This is a genomic window from Rahnella inusitata (assembly GCF_018288855.1).
Classification (GTDB): Bacteria; Pseudomonadota; Gammaproteobacteria; order Enterobacterales; family Enterobacteriaceae; genus Rahnella; species Rahnella inusitata.
In genome coordinates this window covers 3,556,493-3,573,271 of sequence record NZ_CP065024.1, presented here as the reverse complement: position 1 = coordinate 3,573,271, position 16,779 = coordinate 3,556,493, and the positions used below count along the sequence as shown (strand labels likewise).

The following is a 16,779-nucleotide window of genomic DNA, read 5'->3' as shown; positions in this document are numbered from 1 at the left end:
GCAAACGCATGAAAAACTGGCGGCGAAATGCCGTACTCGCAGGTCTGCCGATGGTGACGGCAGAAACTGCTACATCACAGGCGGTAAGGACACCGTGGAAGGCGTTCTGGCGTCGTTTTCGCAGGCAGCATATTGCGATGATTGCGGGCGCTTTTATCCTGCTGCTGATAGCCGCCGCGATTTTCGCGCCGTGGCTGGTGCCGTTTGATCCGGAAAACTATTTCGATTACGACCGTCTCAACGAAGGCCCGTCGATGATGCACTGGCTCGGGGTGGATTCTCTCGGGCGTGATATTTTCAGCCGTATCCTGATGGGCACCCGTATCTCACTGACCGCCGGGGTGCTCTCGGTCGTCCTTGGCGCAGCCATCGGCACGGTCTTCGGGTTGCTGGCGGGATATTACGAAGGCTGGTGGGATCGCATCACCATGCGCATCTGCGACGTCCTGTTTGCCTTCCCTGGCATCCTGCTGGCAATCGCCGTCGTCGCCGTGATGGGCAACGGCATGTCGAACGTTATCATCGCCGTCGCCATCTTCAGCATTCCGGCGTTCGCGCGGCTGGTACGCGGCAACACGCTGGTGCTTAAGCAACAAACCTACATCGAATCCGCCCGAAGCATCGGTGCGTCCGACACCACAATTTTGTTCCGGCATATCCTGCCGGGTACGTTGTCGTCGATCGTGGTGTATTTCACCATGCGTATCGGGACGTCAATCATCACCGCTGCGAGCCTGTCGTTCCTCGGCATGGGCGCCCAGCCGCCGACACCGGAGTGGGGGGCGATGCTCAATGAGGCGCGTGCCGATATGGTGATGGCTCCGCATGTGGCGATCTTCCCAAGTCTGGCGATTTTCCTGACTGTACTGGCGTTTAATTTGCTGGGGGATGGATTGCGGGATGCGCTGGATCCGAAATTGAAAAGTTAGCGTTTGGGGAGAATTCCCCATATTCCGTCGGTTGTTTGGAACGAGGAATATGGATGATTATTTTATATTGAGTGAGCGTTAGTTCACTCCTAATGCAGAAGCCCGATTATAACTTATCGGGCTTCGCGATCCCTCAAGGGGAAAGGGTGGAGCTTAAAGGCTCATGCCTTCGGGTGCAAATACCCCGAGTGGAACCGTAAATGTTCTTCCACAAACGACGCAATCGTAAAGTAACTGTGATCGTATCCCGGCTGCGCGCGAAGCGTCACCGGCCAGCCGCGCTGGCGGGCGATTTCTGCCAGTTTTGACGGCTGAAGCTGATCCGCCAGGAACTGATCGCCATCACCCTGATCGATTAAAATCGGGAACGGAGTCTGATCCGCAGGCAGCGAACTCAGCAGGTGACAGCTGTCGTATTGCAGCCACTGACTCTCGTCATCACCCAGATACGCACTGAACGCTTTACGCCCCCAGGGAACCTGTGCCGGATTGACTATCGGCGCGAAGGCAGACACCGAACGAAAACGCTGGGGATTACGTAACGCCAGCATCAGCGCGCCGTGGCCGCCCATCGAGTGGCCGGAGATCGACTGACGATCGCTGACCTTGAAATGACCGTTGATAAGCGCTGGCAGTTCATCCACCAGATAATCGTACATCCGGTAATGTGCCGCCCATGGAGCCTGGGTGGCGTTGAGGTAAAAACCTGCGCCCTGACCGAGATCGTAACCGTCATCGTTAGCGACGCCTTCACCGCGCGGACTGGTATCCGGCATCACCAGCACCAAACCGAGTTCGGCGGCGACGCGCTGCGCACCGGCTTTGGTCGTGAAGTTTTCATCATTACAGGTGAGACCTGACAGCCAGTACAGCACCGGCGGTGGGGTGTCATCTTTTGCCGGTGGCAGATAAATACTGAACGTCATGCTGCAGTTCAGGCTTGCCGAGGTATGACGGTAGCGCTGCTGCCAGCCGCCAAACATCCGGTGCTCTTCGAGTAGTTCAATCGAGCTGCTCATCAACACTTTCCTTACGGGTTAAAATGAATATCGGTACGGATGGATTTAGTGTCGTGCATCAAATCCACTTCTTCGGGGGACAGAGGGTGTTTGAGTAACGGGATCACTCCGTCATTTTGGACAATGATCTGTTCTTTCAGCGCCCGGACGTTGGGGCTGAATGCATCCCGACGCCAGATTAGCCAGGTGGCGGTATCGGCAAATTCGTCCGGGATTTCGTGGATTTGGACCCGTTCGTGACCGGGCAGTTGCTCAAGCACCGAGCGCGGAACCATAGCGATCCCCGCGCCGCTGGCGACGCACGCCATCATGGAGTGGTAGGACTGAATCTCCATGGTGTTGGCCACCGGTACGTTCATCTGTTTGATCCACGCCTGTAAACGCTGGCGATAGGAACAGCTCGGGCGGAAGGCAAAAACGGTGTGGCCGCTGCGCCCGGCGGGCGGTTCAAGCGGTGATTGATTGAGCGGGCTGATCACCACCATGCGCTCGCGGTAGGAGATGCAACCATTGAGATCGTCAAAATCGATCGGAGCATCCACCAGCGCCGCTGCGAGACGACCGGCCCGCACGCTGTCGATGATTTCGCCGGAGGTACCGGTGACCAGTGAGAGCGCCACTTGCGGAAACGCCTGATGATAGGCGGCGAGCAGCGAAGGAAGACGTGTCGCGGCTGTGCTTTCCATCGATCCCAGCGCGAAATTCCCGGCCGGTTCGCCCGCGTGGGTGATGCTCATTGCTTCATCGCTCAGCGCCAGAATGCGCTCGGCGTAATTAAGGAAGTTATGGCCCATCGCAGAAAGGCGGATGCGTTGTTTCTCGCGGATGAACAAATCCGTGCCCAGTTCGAGTTCGAGCTGACGCAGGCGGGTCGTCAGGTTCGACGGCACGCGGTGTAACTGCTCCGCCGCGCGCGCAAGCGATCCGGTTTCTGCCACGCAGCAAAACATTCGCAACTGGGTGAGATCCATGATGAGTTCCTGCGTTCTCTTATCGTAAACAACTTGGTTTGTATTATTCAGTTTTCGTGATTGTAACTTTCCTGCATCCTGTGTGACAACTTTCTTTTTGGAAAGACACTATTATCAGCGATCGGCTTTGAGTATGTTTACTCATTGTTTCTATTATGTTGCGTCGCGGTTTCTCTCATCGGAGCGGTTATGGCTTTTCGTATTGCGCTAAGTGGTTTTCTGGCCTTTGTGGTCGCAATGGGTATCGGGCGCTTTGCCTTTACGCCGCAGGTTCCTTTAATGATAGCTGAACATCAGTTCACGCTGACCGGTGCGGGTCTGGTGGCGGCCTTCAACTATCTCGGCTATCTGTGCGGTGCGTACGATGCAATGCGCGCGACGAAGCACCTCGAGCGACGCCTGTGGCTGGGCGTGTGGGGCGGCGTGGTACTGACCTTGCTGTCGGCGGTGATTTCCGGCGAAGTGCTGCACAGCGTAGTGCGTTTTCTGATCGGCTGGACCAGCGGCTGGGCGATGGTGATGGTCGCGGCATGGTGTAACGAGCGGCTGGCGCATTACGGTCGTCCGGCGATGAGCGCGGCGGTATTTGCCGGACCGGGCGCGGGGATTTTCCTCAGCGGTATGCTGGCAGTCGGTATCCACAGTTTGCAGCTCAGTTCTGCGCAGGCGTGGTGTGTGTACGGCGTACTGGCGCTGATTTTTGTGGCGATTATCACGCCGAATCTGCCGCGCAAAGGGGATTTGCACCGGTCGCACGTCGCGGCCGAACCGCTGGTGATGACGCCTGCACTCAAACGCTTAGTGTGGAGCTACAGTCTGGCGGGCTTCGGGTATATCCTGCCCGCAACGTTTCTTTCGCAGATGGCTAACGCACGTTTTCCAGACAGCCTGTTTGCGCAGTTTGTCTGGCCGGTGTTCGGCGGCGCGGCGGTGATTGGCATTGTGATCGGTATTCTGACCCGTCACTGCCTGACCACGCACCGGCGTCTGGCGCTGACGTTGTGGATCCAGGCGCTCGGTATATTGTGTGCCGAAGTGGTACCGGGGGTGAGCGGACTGGTGCTGGGCGCATTGCTCACGGGCGGTGGGTTCCTCAGCGTGGTCCAGCTGGCGTTACAGTGCAGCCGCGAGCTGGCTCCTCATCACAGCCGGTATATGGCAGGGCTGCTGACCACCGGCTATGCGGTTGGCCAGTTGTGCGGACCGGTCCTGTCGGCCATTTCCACTGCGCTGACTCACCGTCTGGAGCCTGCACTGTACGTCGCTTTTGTCGGATTTATTATCGCGGGGACTTTGGTGTTCAGGCATAAACGATAACTTGCAGCTATTTCATCCATCATGAAACACAATCACTGGATTCTGTTTCCGCTCTCCACTACAGTAAGCCACCTCACTTTGGCGTGATCTGCGTCAAAGTGATTACATCTGCCGGAGAAGAATGAATGCCTACCCTGAGTAAAGAAGCCATTTTGGTTCACGAGGCCCTGTTAGCCCGTGGTCTGGAAACCCCCTTGCGTGAAGCTCTGCCTATCGACAATGAAACGCGCAAGCAGCGGATCCAGGAACACATGACCGGTATCATGCAGCTTCTGAATCTGGATCTCTCCGACGACAGTCTGGCGGAAACGCCAAACCGCATCGCCAAAATGTATGTCGATGAAATCTTCTCCGGGCTCGATTACGCCAACTTCCCAAAAATCACCGTCATCGAAAATAAGATGAAGGTCGATGAAATGGTCACCGTGCGCGATATCACCCTGACCAGCACCTGCGAACACCATTTCGTGACCATCGACGGCAAAGCGACCGTGGCGTATATCCCGAAAGATACCGTGATCGGTCTGTCGAAAATCAACCGCATCGTGCAGTTCTTCTCGCAGCGTCCGCAGGTTCAGGAGCGTCTGACCCAGCAAATTCTGGTGGCCTTGCAGACCCTGCTCGGCACCACCAACGTGGCGGTGTCGATTGATGCCGTGCATTACTGCGTGAAAGCGCGTGGTGTGCGTGACGCGACCAGCGCCACCACCACGACGTCTCTGGGCGGATTGTTCAAATCGAGCCAAAATACCCGTCAGGAATTTTTAAGAACGGTCAGACACGCCAGTTAAGCGATGACGTTTTAACCGGGCAGAAAGTTTGATATTGCGGCACCTTCAGGGTGCCGTTAGTCTGTCTGGAGCCCGCAACTTTTTGCACCTTACCGTTAACAGGAACGTCTGGTATGCGCTCACGTATTGCCACGCTCGACTTTGCCCGTGGCCTCGCCATTTTTGGCATTCTTCTGCTCAATATCAGCGCCTTTGGGTTACCCAAGGCGGCTTATCTGAATCCGGGGTATGCCGGCGTGCCATCGACGTCTGATACCTGGACATGGGCGGTGCTCGATGCGGTTGCGCAGGGCAAATTCCTGATGATGTTTGCGATGCTGTTTGGCGGCGGCCTGTATTTACTGCTGCCGCGCGGCAAGCACTGGATCCAGGCAAGACTGTCATTACTGTTGTTTTGCGGGTTTCTGCACGCCATTTTCCTGTGGGATGGCGATATTTTACTGTCTTATGGGCTGATTGGTCTGGTGTGCTGGCGCATGTTGCGGGAAGGGCGAAGCAGCCAGTCGCTGATTTCGACCGGTATTATCCTGTATATGATTGGCGTCGCCGTGCTGGCGATGCTTGGCCTGATTTCATCCCCGTCGCCGGGTACGTTCTGGGTGCCTGGCCCGGCGGAAATACAATATGAACAATTCTGGAAGCTGAAAGGCGGTTGGGAAGCGATTCAAAACCGGCTGGATTTATTGTCCTCGAGCCTGCTGGCGGTCGGTGCGCAATACGGCTGGGAACTGGCGGGCGCGATGTTGATAGGTTCCGGGCTGATGCGCAGTGGCTGGCTGAAAGGCGAATTCCGCGAGTCACATTATCGCAAAGTGGCGGCGGCACTGTTACCGCTTTCATTACTCATTCAAATCCCGGCGATTTATATGCAGTGGAAGACCGGCTGGGACTATCGCTGGAGCGGTTTTCTGTTACAGGTGCCGCGTGAAATCGGTTCGCTGATGCAGTCCGTCAGCTATCTGGCGCTGTGTTACGGCTTCTGGTCGGTGATTTCTGGCTGGCGCCTTGTGCGCTGGATCTCGCAGGTTGGCCGCATGGCATTGACCAACTATCTGCTCCAGACGCTCATCTGCACCACGTTCTTCAACGTAATCGGCTTCTTTATGCACTTTGACCGCTTACAATTGCTGGCGCTGGTGCCGCTGGTCTGGGCAGGTAATCTGCTGTTCACGCTGGTCTGGTTACGGTATTTCCGGCAGGGGCCGGTCGAATGGATCTGGCGCAAACTCACACTCAAAGCCTCGGGCGTCGAACTCAAATCTGCCTGAGTTTTGCACCGTCACATCATTCTAAATGATAGATTTGGGATGAACGTTGCATAATTGTATGTAAACGTTTTCTTTCCTGTGACGAGATTCACGCAGGCGTTTCCACAAAATGATTAGGATAGCGGTCGTGCCAGTCTGACGACCACTACTCTAATAAGGAAACGCCATGAGCACTTCACCTCGCTTCTCTTTCTCTGCGTTATTTACCTCCTGGGTGATTAATTTCCGTATTCCTCCTTATCAAAGCCTGGCAGATCACGGAGCGACAAATGGTCACCATTCGTGATGTCGCACGTCTCGCAGGGGTTTCAGTCGCCACGGTTTCCCGGGTTCTGAACAATCCTTCTATTGCCAGTAAAGAGGCGCGCGAGCAGGTGTTACGCGCCGTCGAAACCTTAGGTTACCGGCCTAATGCCAATGCGCAGGCGCTGGCAACGCAAAGCAGCGACACCATCGGCGTGGTGGTGATGGACGTCTCGGATCCTTTTTTTGGTGCACTGGTGAAAGCGGTGGATACCGTCGCCCAGTTGCATCAAAAATATGTGTTGATAGGTAACAGCTATCATATTGCTGAAAAAGAAAGGCATGCCATTGAAGTACTGATTCGTCAGCGCTGTAACGCACTCATCGTGCATTCCAAAGCGCTGGGCGATGACGAGCTTGCGCGCTTTATGGATCAGGTTTCGGGCATGGTGCTGATTAACCGCGTCATTCCGGGCTACGAGCACCGCTGTGTCTGGCTAAACAACGTCAGCGGCGCGGAAATGGCGACCCGATTACTGCTGTCGCAGGGGCATCAGCGCATTGGTTACATCGGTTCGAGCCATGCGATAGAGGATGATGTGCAGCGCTATCAGGGCTATGTGCAGGCGATGACGCAGCCAATGACGCAGTCACATCAGACGCATGACGCGCCGCCAGCCATCTGGCGCGCACAGGGTTCGCCGGATTTACAGGGCGGTGAGGCGGCGATGGTAGAGCTGCTGGGGCGCAATCTGCACCTCAGCGCAGTGTTTACATACAATGATTCGATGGCCGCCGGTGCGATGGCAGTGTTGAAAGAGAACGGAATTAACGTCCCGAACGATTTTTCGTTGGTAGGTTTTGATGACATTCCGATCGCCCGTTACACCAGCCCGAAAATGACGACGGTGCGCTATCCGATCGTTTCCATGGCGACGCTGGCAACCGAACTGGCGCTAAAAGGCGCAGCAGAACAGTTATCTGAAGGTATTTCACACTGTTTTATGCCCACGCTGGTCAGACGACATTCAGTTGCTCCGTGGCAAAATGTGGCACCCGTCACTTATTGATCAAATAACGCGATGTAACCGTTTTCAATCTGTGAGAACTTTCACAGTTTATTAACATCGCGACCATTATGATTCATTCGTTTTCGACATGATTCACTTTGTGTCCGGCTTACCGGACTGGTTTCACAGCGAGACAGGACGTTATAGGTCAAGGATGGCAGGCACCCACACACATGACGTGGAGCTGTACTGCTCCCACATGGATTTCCGGTGCCAAATTCTGTAACACCCTACATAACCGGAGATACAAATGAATAAGAAGGTCTTCACCCTGGCGACTCTGGCTGCAAGCATGATGTTTGGTTTTGCTGCGCACGCTGCTGATACTAAAATCGGCGTTACCATCTACAAATATGACGATAACTTCATGTCCGAAGTGCGCAAAGCCATCGAGAAAGATGCGAAAGCGACGCCGGACGTGCAGCTGCTGATGAATGACTCGCAAAACAGCCAGTCCACCCAGAACGATCAGGTAGACGTCATGCTGGCGAAAGGTGTAAAAGCCCTGGCCATCAACCTGGTTGACCCGGCTGCTGCTCCGGTCATCATTGAGAAAGCCCGCGGTGCTGGCATTCCTGTTGTTTTCTATAACAAAGAACCTTCCCGTAAAGATCTGGACAGCTACGATAAAGCCTATTACGTCGGTACTGACTCTAAAGAGTCCGGCATTATCCAGGGTGAGCTGATTGCTAAACATTGGAAAGCGACTCCGGCCTGGGACCTGAACAAAGACGGCGTGATCCAATATGTGCTTATCAAAGGCGAACCGGGCCACCCGGATGCTGAAGCACGTACCAAATACGTCATCAGCACTCTGAACGGCAAAGAAGGCCTGAAAACTGACCAGCTGCAACTTGATACCGCCATGTGGGATACCGCACAGGCGAAAGACAAGATGGATGCCTGGTTGTCTGGCCCGAACGCCAATAAAATCGAAGTGGTTATTGCCAACAACGACGCAATGGCAATGGGCGCAGTCGAAGCACTGAAATCTCACAACAAATCCAGCATTCCTGTATTCGGTGTGGATGCCCTGTCAGAAGCGCTGGCGCTGGTGAAATCTGGCGCAATGGCCGGTACCGTGCTTAACGATGCCAACAACCAGGCGAAAGCGACATTTGATCTGGCAAGAAATCTGGCCGCCGGCAAACCTGCTGCTGAAGGCACCAACTGGAAACTGGAAAATAAAGTCGTTCGTATTCCTTACGTCGCGGTTGATAAAGACAATCTGTCTTCATTCGTGAAATAAGCGTACGACAAAAGAAGCAAAGACAGACAGCAATACAAAAACAAAGCTAAGCAGTGGCATAAATAATTGCGGTTAAGCCGTAAATAAAGACTAAGTATGACCTAACGTTAATGCTTATCTGACAGGACGTCATGTCGCCCTGCCCGTGGTGAGAGTACTGACCGCTGGCGGGGCTGACATCAGGTATTAATACACCCGTTTATTTTTATCTTTAGCCAGGTACAACTATGGCCGATAATTCGTTATCTGACACAACACAAAAGCCGGACGAATTCCTGCTGGAAATGAGTGGTATCAATAAATCATTTCCTGGAGTCAGGGCGTTGGATAATGTGAATTTAAAAGTACGCCCTGGATCTATTCATGCCCTTATGGGGGAGAATGGCGCCGGTAAATCCACATTATTAAAATGCCTTTTCGGGATATACAGTAAAGACTCCGGTACGATTCTTTTTCAGGGACAGGAAGTTAATTTTAAAAGTTCGAAAGAAGCGCTCGAAAAGGGCGTGTCGATGGTGCATCAGGAATTAAACCTGGTGTTGCAACGTACCGTCATGGACAACATGTGGCTGGGACGTTACCCGACGAAAGGTATTTTTGTCGATCAGGACAAAATGTACAAAGACACCAAAGCGATTTTTGACGAACTGGACATTGATATCGACCCGCGCGATAAGGTCGGTAAGTTGTCGGTTTCGCAGATGCAGATGATCGAAATCGCCAAGGCGTTTTCCTACAATGCAAAAATCGTCATCATGGACGAACCCACTTCCTCGCTGACGGAGAAAGAGGTGAACCACCTGTTCACTATCATCCGTAAGCTGAAAGACCGTGGCTGCGGCATCGTGTATATCTCTCATAAGATGGAAGAAATTTTCCAGCTTTGCGATGAAATCACTATTCTTCGCGACGGCCAGTGGATCATCACGCAGCCGCTGGAAGGCCTCGACATGGATAAAATTATCTCCATGATGGTTGGCCGTTCCCTGAGCCAGCGATTCCCGGATCGTCTGAATGTACCGGGTGAAGTGATCCTCGAAGTGCGTAATCTGACCTCGCTCCGTCAGCCTTCGATCCGTGATATTTCCTTTGATTTACACAAAGGTGAAATCCTTGGGATCGCCGGTCTGGTGGGCGCGAAACGCACCGATATTGTCGAAACGCTGTTTGGTATTCGCGAGAAAGTCGCCGGTACCATTAAACTGCACGGCAAAAAAATTAATAACCACAGCGCGAACGAAGCGATTAATCACGGCTTTGCGCTGGTGACGGAAGAACGACGTTCAACCGGTATTTATGCGTATCTGGATATCGGTTTCAACTCGCTGATTTCAAATATTCGTCAATATAAAAATAAAGTTGGCCTGCTCGATACGGCCAGAATGAAAAGCGACACCCAATGGGTGATCGATTCCATGCGGGTAAAAACGCCGGGGCATAAAACCAGTATTGGTTCATTGTCGGGCGGTAATCAGCAGAAAGTCATTATCGGGCGCTGGTTATTAACCAAGCCGGAAATATTGATGCTGGACGAACCGACGCGCGGGATTGACGTTGGGGCGAAATTTGAAATTTACCAGTTAATCACCGAGTTGGCGAAAAGAGAAAAGGGGATCATTATTATCTCCTCTGAAATGCCAGAGTTGCTGGGTATTACTGACAGAATATTGGTTATGAGTAACGGGCAGGTTGCGGGTATTGTTGACACAAAAAATACATCGCAAAACGAAATTTTACGCCTGGCTTCCTTGCATCTCTAATTTTTAAGGGTTCTTATTATGAAAGCATTAAATAAGAAAAGTTTGCTCACTTATTTAAAAGAGGGCGGGATTTATGTGGTGCTGTTGGTATTACTGGCGATTATTATTATCCAGGATCCCAGCTTCCTCAGTCTGGTCAACTTAAGTAACATTCTGACCCAATCCTCAGTGCGCGTCATTATTGCACTGGGCGTCGCGGGTCTGATTGTGACGCAGGGTACTGACCTGTCAGCCGGGCGTCAGGTTGGTCTGGCAGCAGTTGTGGCGGCTACCATGCTTCAGGCGATGGATAACGTGAACAAGGTATTCCCGAATCTTGAAGTAGTGCCGATCCCGCTGGTCATTCTGACCGTGTGTATCGTTGGCGCACTGATTGGTTTGCTTAACGGTATTATTATTGCCTATCTGAACGTCACCCCGTTTATTACCACGCTGGGTACGATGATTATCGTTTACGGGATTAACTCCCTGTATTACGACTATGTGGGTTCATCGCCGGTCGCCGGTTTTGATCCGGGCTTCTCGCAGTTTGCACAGGGCTTTATTCACCTGGGCGGTCTGAAGCTTTCCTACATCACTTTCTACGCCGTGATTGCTATCGCCTTCGTCTGGGTGTTGTGGAATAAAACCCGCTTCGGTAAAAACATCTTCGCCATCGGCGGTAACCCGGAAGCCGCGAAAGTTTCAGGTGTTAACGTACCGTTAAACCTGATCATGATTTATGCGTTGTCCGGTGTGTTCTACGCGTTTGGTGGATTACTGGAAGCAGGGCGTATCGGCAGTGCGACCAACAACCTCGGCTTTATGTATGAGTTAGATGCTATCGCGGCCTGTGTGGTTGGCGGCGTGTCCTTCGCCGGTGGTGTGGGCTCTGTGGCAGGTGTGGTGACTGGTGTGCTTATCTTTACCGTCATCAACTACGGTCTGACCTACATCGGCGTTAACCCGTACTGGCAGTACATCATCAAGGGCAGCATCATCATCTTCGCGGTGGCGCTGGACTCTTTGAAATACGCTAAGAAGAAGTAATCTTAGCAGCAGTAAAAATAAAAGGGTGCTTCGGCGCCCTTTTTGTTTTCTGAGGATATGCCTGGCGAAAGTGTTTAGCTTTTGCTTCTCCCCTTCGCAGAGAAAAGAGCTTTTCCTGCGATTACTGCCTGAAAGGATTCCTGCCGACCGGCTTCGCCGACTCAGGTTTTGCCGTCGGTTCCACATCTTGCGTTTCATCCTGCGCCGCATCGTTGGCTTCCTGTTCTGCCTTCATTCTGGCCGCTTGGTCAGCTGCAGCTTTATCGGCAGCGGCTTTGTCTGCGGCAGCTTTCTCAGCCGCCGCTTTGGCTTCTGCGACTTTCTTCTCGGCTTCCAGTTGCTGTTGCAACGCCAGAACCTGCTCCGGGGTGACCGCAGGGTAGCCCTGCGCATCATCGGGAACGTTGTGGATGGCCGGGATCGGGATCAGCGGCCCGAGGAAGCGCGGTTCGCGTTTGAGCAAATAGAGATCCGTCAGCGCACCGAGGCGGGCGAAGATTTCACGGCTGCGGACGCTGAGCATATTCTTTGGCGATGGCACGGCGAAACATTGCGCCTGAATACCCATGTGCAGCGCAATAAACAGCGCGCGCTCACAGTGGAAACGCTGGGTAATGATGATGAAATCGTTGGTGTCGAAAACCTTGCGGGTGCGCACGATGGAATCAAGGGTGCGGAAACCGGCGTAATCGAGCACGATGTCGCTGGAAGGAATACCGGCCGCGATAAGGTCGCGTCGCATGGTGCTTGGTTCATTGTAACTTTGCTGCGCGTTGTCGCCACTCAACAGCAAATATTTCACCTTACCGCTGTTGTAGGCGTTGATCGCGCCCTGGATCCGGTAGAGGTAATACTGATTGATGACGCCGGTGCGGTAATATTTTGAGGTGCCCAGCACCACGCCGACCTGACGATGTGGCAACGATTGTACTTCGTCGTAGATATATGGCTGCGTGCGTAAACTGATCCACTGATCAAGCCCAATAGCGACTGCCAGCATCAGAATAATGATGCCGGTAACGCCAGCTATAATTCGCTTAATCATAGGTATCCCTGTTTATGATCGGATGGAAATCGGATCCAAGGCTACTTTACCTGTCAGGGTGACGCAATACGTTGAACTCTGCATCACCGGCCTTCGCGGGTTTTTTCAGCACTTTTCAGGGAATTACTTACCTAAATGCGTAGCGGACCGCAATTTGCGCCAAAAAAAGACCAATGCGCAAGGCATTGGTCCCGATTGCAGCAGTCTTTGTCTACATCAGAATGACGTGCGTTTATACGTCCGGTACTGCGGTGCCCAGAAGTTGCGTTCGATAGCTTTCGACAACGTATCTTCTGATGTCACCATCGCCACACCCTGCAACTGCGCCGCTTTGGCGACTTCCATCGCGATGCATTTTGATACGCCCTGAATATCATCGACGTCCGGCAGCAGTGAGCCAGTGCCTTCGGTTGCCAGCGGCGAACATTCTGCCAGCGTGCGGCTGGCGGCCATCAGCATGCCGTCGGTGACGCGCGTGGCACCGGAGGCAATCACGCCCAGCCCGATCCCTGGGAAGATGAAGGAGTTGTTGCATTGCGCGATAGGGTACAGCTTGCCTTTGAGGCTGACCGGCGCGAACGGGCTGCCGGTGGCGACCAGCGCGGCGCCGTCGGTCCAGTGCAGAATATCCGCAGGCGTGGCTTCAACGCGGGAGGTCGGGTTGCTCAGCGGCATCACCACCGGACGCGCGCAGTGCTTGTGCATCTCGCGGATGATCTCTTCGGTGAACAGACCCGGCTGGCCGGATACGCCGATAAGCACGGTAGGTTTGGCGTGACGGACAACGTCCAGCAGAGAAATGCTGTCGTTTGCCAAATCCCAGTGAGCCAGCGCGCTGCTTTTTTGCGTCAGCTTGCTCTGGAAATCCAGCAAGTTAGGCAGTTTGTCGGTCAGCAGGCCGAAGCGGTCGACCATAAAGACGCGTGCGCGAGCTTCCTCTTCGCTCAGACCTTCAGATTTCATCTGCGCGACGATTTGCTCGGCGATACCGCAACCAGCGGAACCGGCACCGAGGAAGGCAACGGTCTGATCGCTCAGTTTGCCCCCTGCGGCTTTGCTGGCGGCAATCAGGCTGCCCAGCGCCACGGACGCGGTGCCCTGAATGTCGTCGTTGAAGCAGCACAGCTCATCGCGGTAACGGGTGAGGAGCGGCATCGCATTTTTCTGCGCAAAATCTTCGAACTGCAACAGCACGTTCGGCCAGCGAATTTTCACCGCCTGGATGAACTCATCGACGAAGGCGTCGTACTCTTCGCCGGTAATACGCGGATGACGCCAGCCCATGTACAGCGGGTCATTCAGCAGTTGCGGGTTATTGGTACCCGCGTCGAGTACGACCGGCAGGGTATACGCCGGGCTAATGCCGCCACAGGCGGTATACAGCGAAAGCTTACCGATAGGAATACCCATGCCGCCAATGCCCTGATCGCCGAGGCCTAAAATGCGCTCACCGTCGGTCACCACCACCACTTTCACGTGCTGTTTAGTGGCATTTTGCAACATGTCATCAATGTGCGCGCGGTTCGGGTAGGAGATAAACAGGCCACGGGCGCGGCGGTAGATATCAGAGAAATGCTCGCAGGCCTCGCCGACGGTCGGGGTATAAATCACCGGCATCATTTCGCTCAGATGACTGTCCAGCAGACGGTAAAACAGCGTCTCGTTGGTGTCCTGAATGTTGCGCAGATAGATGTGCTTATCGATGTCGGTTTTGAAATTCTGGAACTGGCGATAGGCACGGTCGGCCTGTTCTTCAATGGTTTCAACCGCTTCTGGCAGCAGGCCGTGAAGGTTGAAATTGTTGCGCTCTTCTTCGGTGAACGCGCTGCCTTTATTCAGTAAGGGGAATTCTAACAGGATAGGGCCGGCATGCGGGATATACAGCGGGCGTTTGCTTTCGTATTCAAGTTCCATGATTTTACTCTTCCGGGGGCTCAGAATGGTGTTTTTTATTTTTTAGAGACATGAGGGTAACAGAGAGGAAAAGACGAATTCAAATTACAAATGTAATGACAATGTTATGTAACTAAAAACTCCGCGAACGGAGTCTTTAGTGTTATCTGGATCACGTCACTGCGGTGATTTAGCAGGTCACCGTTTTTACTTCTTCACAGCCAATCGCTTTTAGCGTGGCGCGGGTGGCGTCATCTTGTGTGAGCAGCGCGCCGGTATTCTCGACCAGCACCGCGCGGCGCACTTTCAGGCAGTCTTCCCCGGACATGTTCAGCAGGATCAGTGCCGCCTGAAGCGGTGGCAGGCTCGGGTTGAACGCGGCGTTTTCGGCATAGCGACCGGCGAACTGCTTGCCGCTGTGCGTTTCCAGCGCGACACCACTGTAAGACTTGCTGTATGGCGCGTGGCTTTGATTGCAGGCATCCAGCGCCAGCAACGTCAGGGCATCGGCATTATCGAGCTGATAGCCGTGATCGACCTTGTCCATCAACAGGGTCGTGATGTCCAGATCTTTTGGGCCGAAGGAGTGCGGCAGGTAATCACCCAGCGTGGCGACGTCGCGATCCGGCAGATGGATATCCAGCTCGGTGCCGCTGGTCAGCTCGTTCATGAACTGACGGCAGTGGCCACACGGCGTGTAGTTAACGGTGATAGAAGCCAGGCGGGTTTCGCCACGCAGCCAGGCGTGCGTGACGGCAGACTGTTCAGCGTGGACGGTCTGCTGCATCGGCGCACCGGCGAATTCCATATTGGCACCGAAATACAGGTTGCCGGAGGTGCCGCGCGCAATCGCGCCGACGTGAAAATGAGAAATCGGAGTAACGGAGCAGGCGGCTGCAAGAGGTAACAGCGCAAAGGCCAGCGCATCGTCATCGAGTCCGGTCGCCTGTTTTACTTGCGCAACGTCTGCCGCAGTGAGCATTGCCGGGAAGTCATCATGTCGCAGAAAAGGCTCAAGGGCGGAGGACAGATTTTCAGGGAGTGCCGCAAAGGCGGTGTGAAAACGTGCGTGCATAAACATTCGATCTCGAAGTAGTTACGGTTTAACAGTGTAGAAGTCATTCCATGAACTAAGTGTGACGAATGTCACTTTTTTAATGAAATACGTGTGACGGCGTTACAAATTTGAGAGATGTCACGCATAAAAGCGACTTTTTAAAGCATCAGCAAAATCATTCGAGCTAGCTGCATCAGGACGGCAACTGAGTGACCCCCGGTCACACACTAATGTATGTGACCGGGGTCGGGAGGGCGGCCAGCGCAGAGGCAGCGTGAAGGGTGAAGGGGATCAGTTAACCGGGAACCACTTATCATTAATCTTCTTAAATTCACCGTTGGCTTTGATCCCTTCCAGCGCGGCGTTCAGTTTCGCCAGCAGCTCTTTATTCTCAGGACGCACGGCCATACCAACGCCGGTACCGAAGTATTGCGGATCTTTGATAAGCTCACCGACTTCGCCCAGATTCGGGTTGGATTTCAGCCAGCCATTCAGGACTGCCGTATCGCCCAGCAGGCCATCCAGACGACCGCTTTTCAGATCCAGAATCGCATTCTGATAGCTGTCGTAACCAACGGTGGTGATCTCAGGATGTTTTTCCATCAGGTATTTCTGGTGTGTAGTGCCGTTTTCCAGACCCACACGTTTGCCTTTCAGATCAGCCATTGATGAGAACTTGCCTTTCGGTCCGATGATCATGGCGGTATTGGCATAGTAAGGCTGGGTGAAAGTGACCTGTTTGCTGCGCTCTTCAGTGATGTCCATGCCGGAGATGATCACGTCAAAACGACGAAATTTCAGTGCCGGGATAAGGCCGTCGAAAGGTTGATTGGTGAAGGTACAGTTTTCCTGCATCTGCTTACACACCGCGTTGGCCAGATCGATATCGAACCCGACGATCTGGTTGTTGGCATCCATCGATTCAAACGGAGGATAGGTCGCAGAGGTACCAAAGCGGATGGTGTCCGCAGCGGTTGCGGTAAAAGCAGTGGCAGATAAAACGGCAGCGAGGATCAGCTTTTTCATGCAATACATTCCTGTTCAAAAAATGACATTCCCTTCACGGTTCAGTTTACTGATTTTATTAATGTAATCGGGTCACTGGCAGGAAGCGAAACCTGTCAAACAAAGTGCCATT

At 53.6% G+C, this 16,779-nt stretch carries 14 protein-coding genes; 8 read left to right on the top strand and 6 right to left on the bottom strand.

Going from position 1 to position 16,779, the window contains the following annotated elements:
* Positions 1–8: 8 nt before the first annotated feature.
* Entirely contained in the window at positions 9–929 is a 921-nt protein-coding gene (gsiD, locus tag I2123_RS16790) for a glutathione ABC transporter permease GsiD (RefSeq protein WP_112166454.1), read from the top strand.
* Positions 930–1,090: 161 nt separating this feature from the next.
* Here the strand turns inward: gsiD and fghA are convergent, their stop codons facing one another.
* Together fghA and ptrR are read right to left on the bottom strand one after the other, a co-directional pair.
* On the bottom strand, positions 1,091–1,948 hold the full coding sequence (fghA, locus tag I2123_RS16785) for an S-formylglutathione hydrolase (RefSeq protein WP_112166452.1): 858 nt from the start codon (positions 1,946–1,948) through the stop codon (positions 1,091–1,093).
* An 11-nt stretch (positions 1,949–1,959) separates the two neighbouring features.
* Positions 1,960–2,919, bottom strand: coding sequence for a putrescine utilization regulator PtrR (gene ptrR / locus I2123_RS16780; protein ID WP_244879846.1), 960 nt, complete (start codon positions 2,917–2,919; stop codon positions 1,960–1,962).
* A 189-nt stretch (positions 2,920–3,108) separates the two neighbouring features.
* Between ptrR and I2123_RS16775 the strand changes: the two genes are divergently transcribed.
* The 7 genes from I2123_RS16775 (at position 3,109) to mglC (ending at position 11,646) form a co-directional block, all read left to right on the top strand.
* Positions 3,109–4,236: a YbfB/YjiJ family MFS transporter gene (locus I2123_RS16775; RefSeq protein ID WP_112166450.1), complete on the top strand. Its 1,128-nt coding sequence runs from the start codon at positions 3,109–3,111 to the stop codon at positions 4,234–4,236.
* A 125-nt stretch (positions 4,237–4,361) separates the two neighbouring features.
* Positions 4,362–5,027: a GTP cyclohydrolase I FolE gene (gene folE, locus I2123_RS16770; RefSeq protein ID WP_112166448.1), complete on the top strand. Its 666-nt coding sequence runs from the start codon at positions 4,362–4,364 to the stop codon at positions 5,025–5,027.
* Positions 5,028–5,140: 113 nt separating this feature from the next.
* Positions 5,141–6,295, top strand: a complete 1,155-nt coding sequence (yeiB, locus tag I2123_RS16765; RefSeq protein ID WP_213051064.1) for a DUF418 domain-containing protein YeiB — start codon at positions 5,141–5,143, stop codon at positions 6,293–6,295.
* Positions 6,296–6,564: 269 nt separating this feature from the next.
* The gene (gene galS / locus I2123_RS16760; RefSeq protein WP_213051063.1) at positions 6,565–7,608 is read left to right on the top strand and encodes an HTH-type transcriptional regulator GalS; all 1,044 of its coding nucleotides are present in this window, start codon (positions 6,565–6,567) and stop codon (positions 7,606–7,608) included.
* A gap of 250 nt (positions 7,609–7,858) precedes the next feature.
* Positions 7,859–8,857, top strand: coding sequence for a galactose/glucose ABC transporter substrate-binding protein MglB (gene mglB / locus I2123_RS16755; protein WP_112166442.1), 999 nt, complete (start codon positions 7,859–7,861; stop codon positions 8,855–8,857).
* A 227-nt stretch (positions 8,858–9,084) separates the two neighbouring features.
* A complete protein-coding gene (mglA, locus tag I2123_RS16750; RefSeq protein WP_112166440.1) occupies positions 9,085–10,617 on the top strand; it encodes a galactose/methyl galactoside ABC transporter ATP-binding protein MglA in 1,533 nt (510 codons plus the stop codon).
* Between the two features lie 18 nt (positions 10,618–10,635).
* The gene (gene mglC / locus I2123_RS16745) at positions 10,636–11,646 is read left to right on the top strand and encodes a galactose/methyl galactoside ABC transporter permease MglC (protein ID WP_112166438.1); all 1,011 of its coding nucleotides are present in this window, start codon (positions 10,636–10,638) and stop codon (positions 11,644–11,646) included.
* A gap of 121 nt (positions 11,647–11,767) precedes the next feature.
* Here the strand turns inward: mglC and sanA are convergent, their stop codons facing one another.
* The 4 genes from sanA to I2123_RS16725 form a co-directional block, all read right to left on the bottom strand.
* Positions 11,768–12,691 carry an outer membrane permeability protein SanA gene (sanA, locus tag I2123_RS16740; protein ID WP_213051062.1) on the bottom strand — a complete coding sequence of 308 codons (924 nt, stop codon included), beginning with the start codon at positions 12,689–12,691 and terminating at the stop codon, positions 11,768–11,770.
* 216 nt (positions 12,692–12,907) lie between these two features.
* Positions 12,908–14,605, bottom strand: coding sequence for an NAD-dependent malic enzyme (locus I2123_RS16735; RefSeq protein WP_112166434.1), 1,698 nt, complete (start codon positions 14,603–14,605; stop codon positions 12,908–12,910).
* Between the two features lie 169 nt (positions 14,606–14,774).
* Complete coding sequence (cdd, locus tag I2123_RS16730; RefSeq protein ID WP_112166663.1) at positions 14,775–15,659, bottom strand: cytidine deaminase; 885 nt, start codon at positions 15,657–15,659, stop codon at positions 14,775–14,777.
* Positions 15,660–15,932: 273 nt separating this feature from the next.
* Positions 15,933–16,667: an arginine ABC transporter substrate-binding protein gene (locus tag I2123_RS16725; protein ID WP_213051061.1), complete on the bottom strand. Its 735-nt coding sequence runs from the start codon at positions 16,665–16,667 to the stop codon at positions 15,933–15,935.
* Between the last annotated feature and the right edge of the window lie 112 nt (positions 16,668–16,779).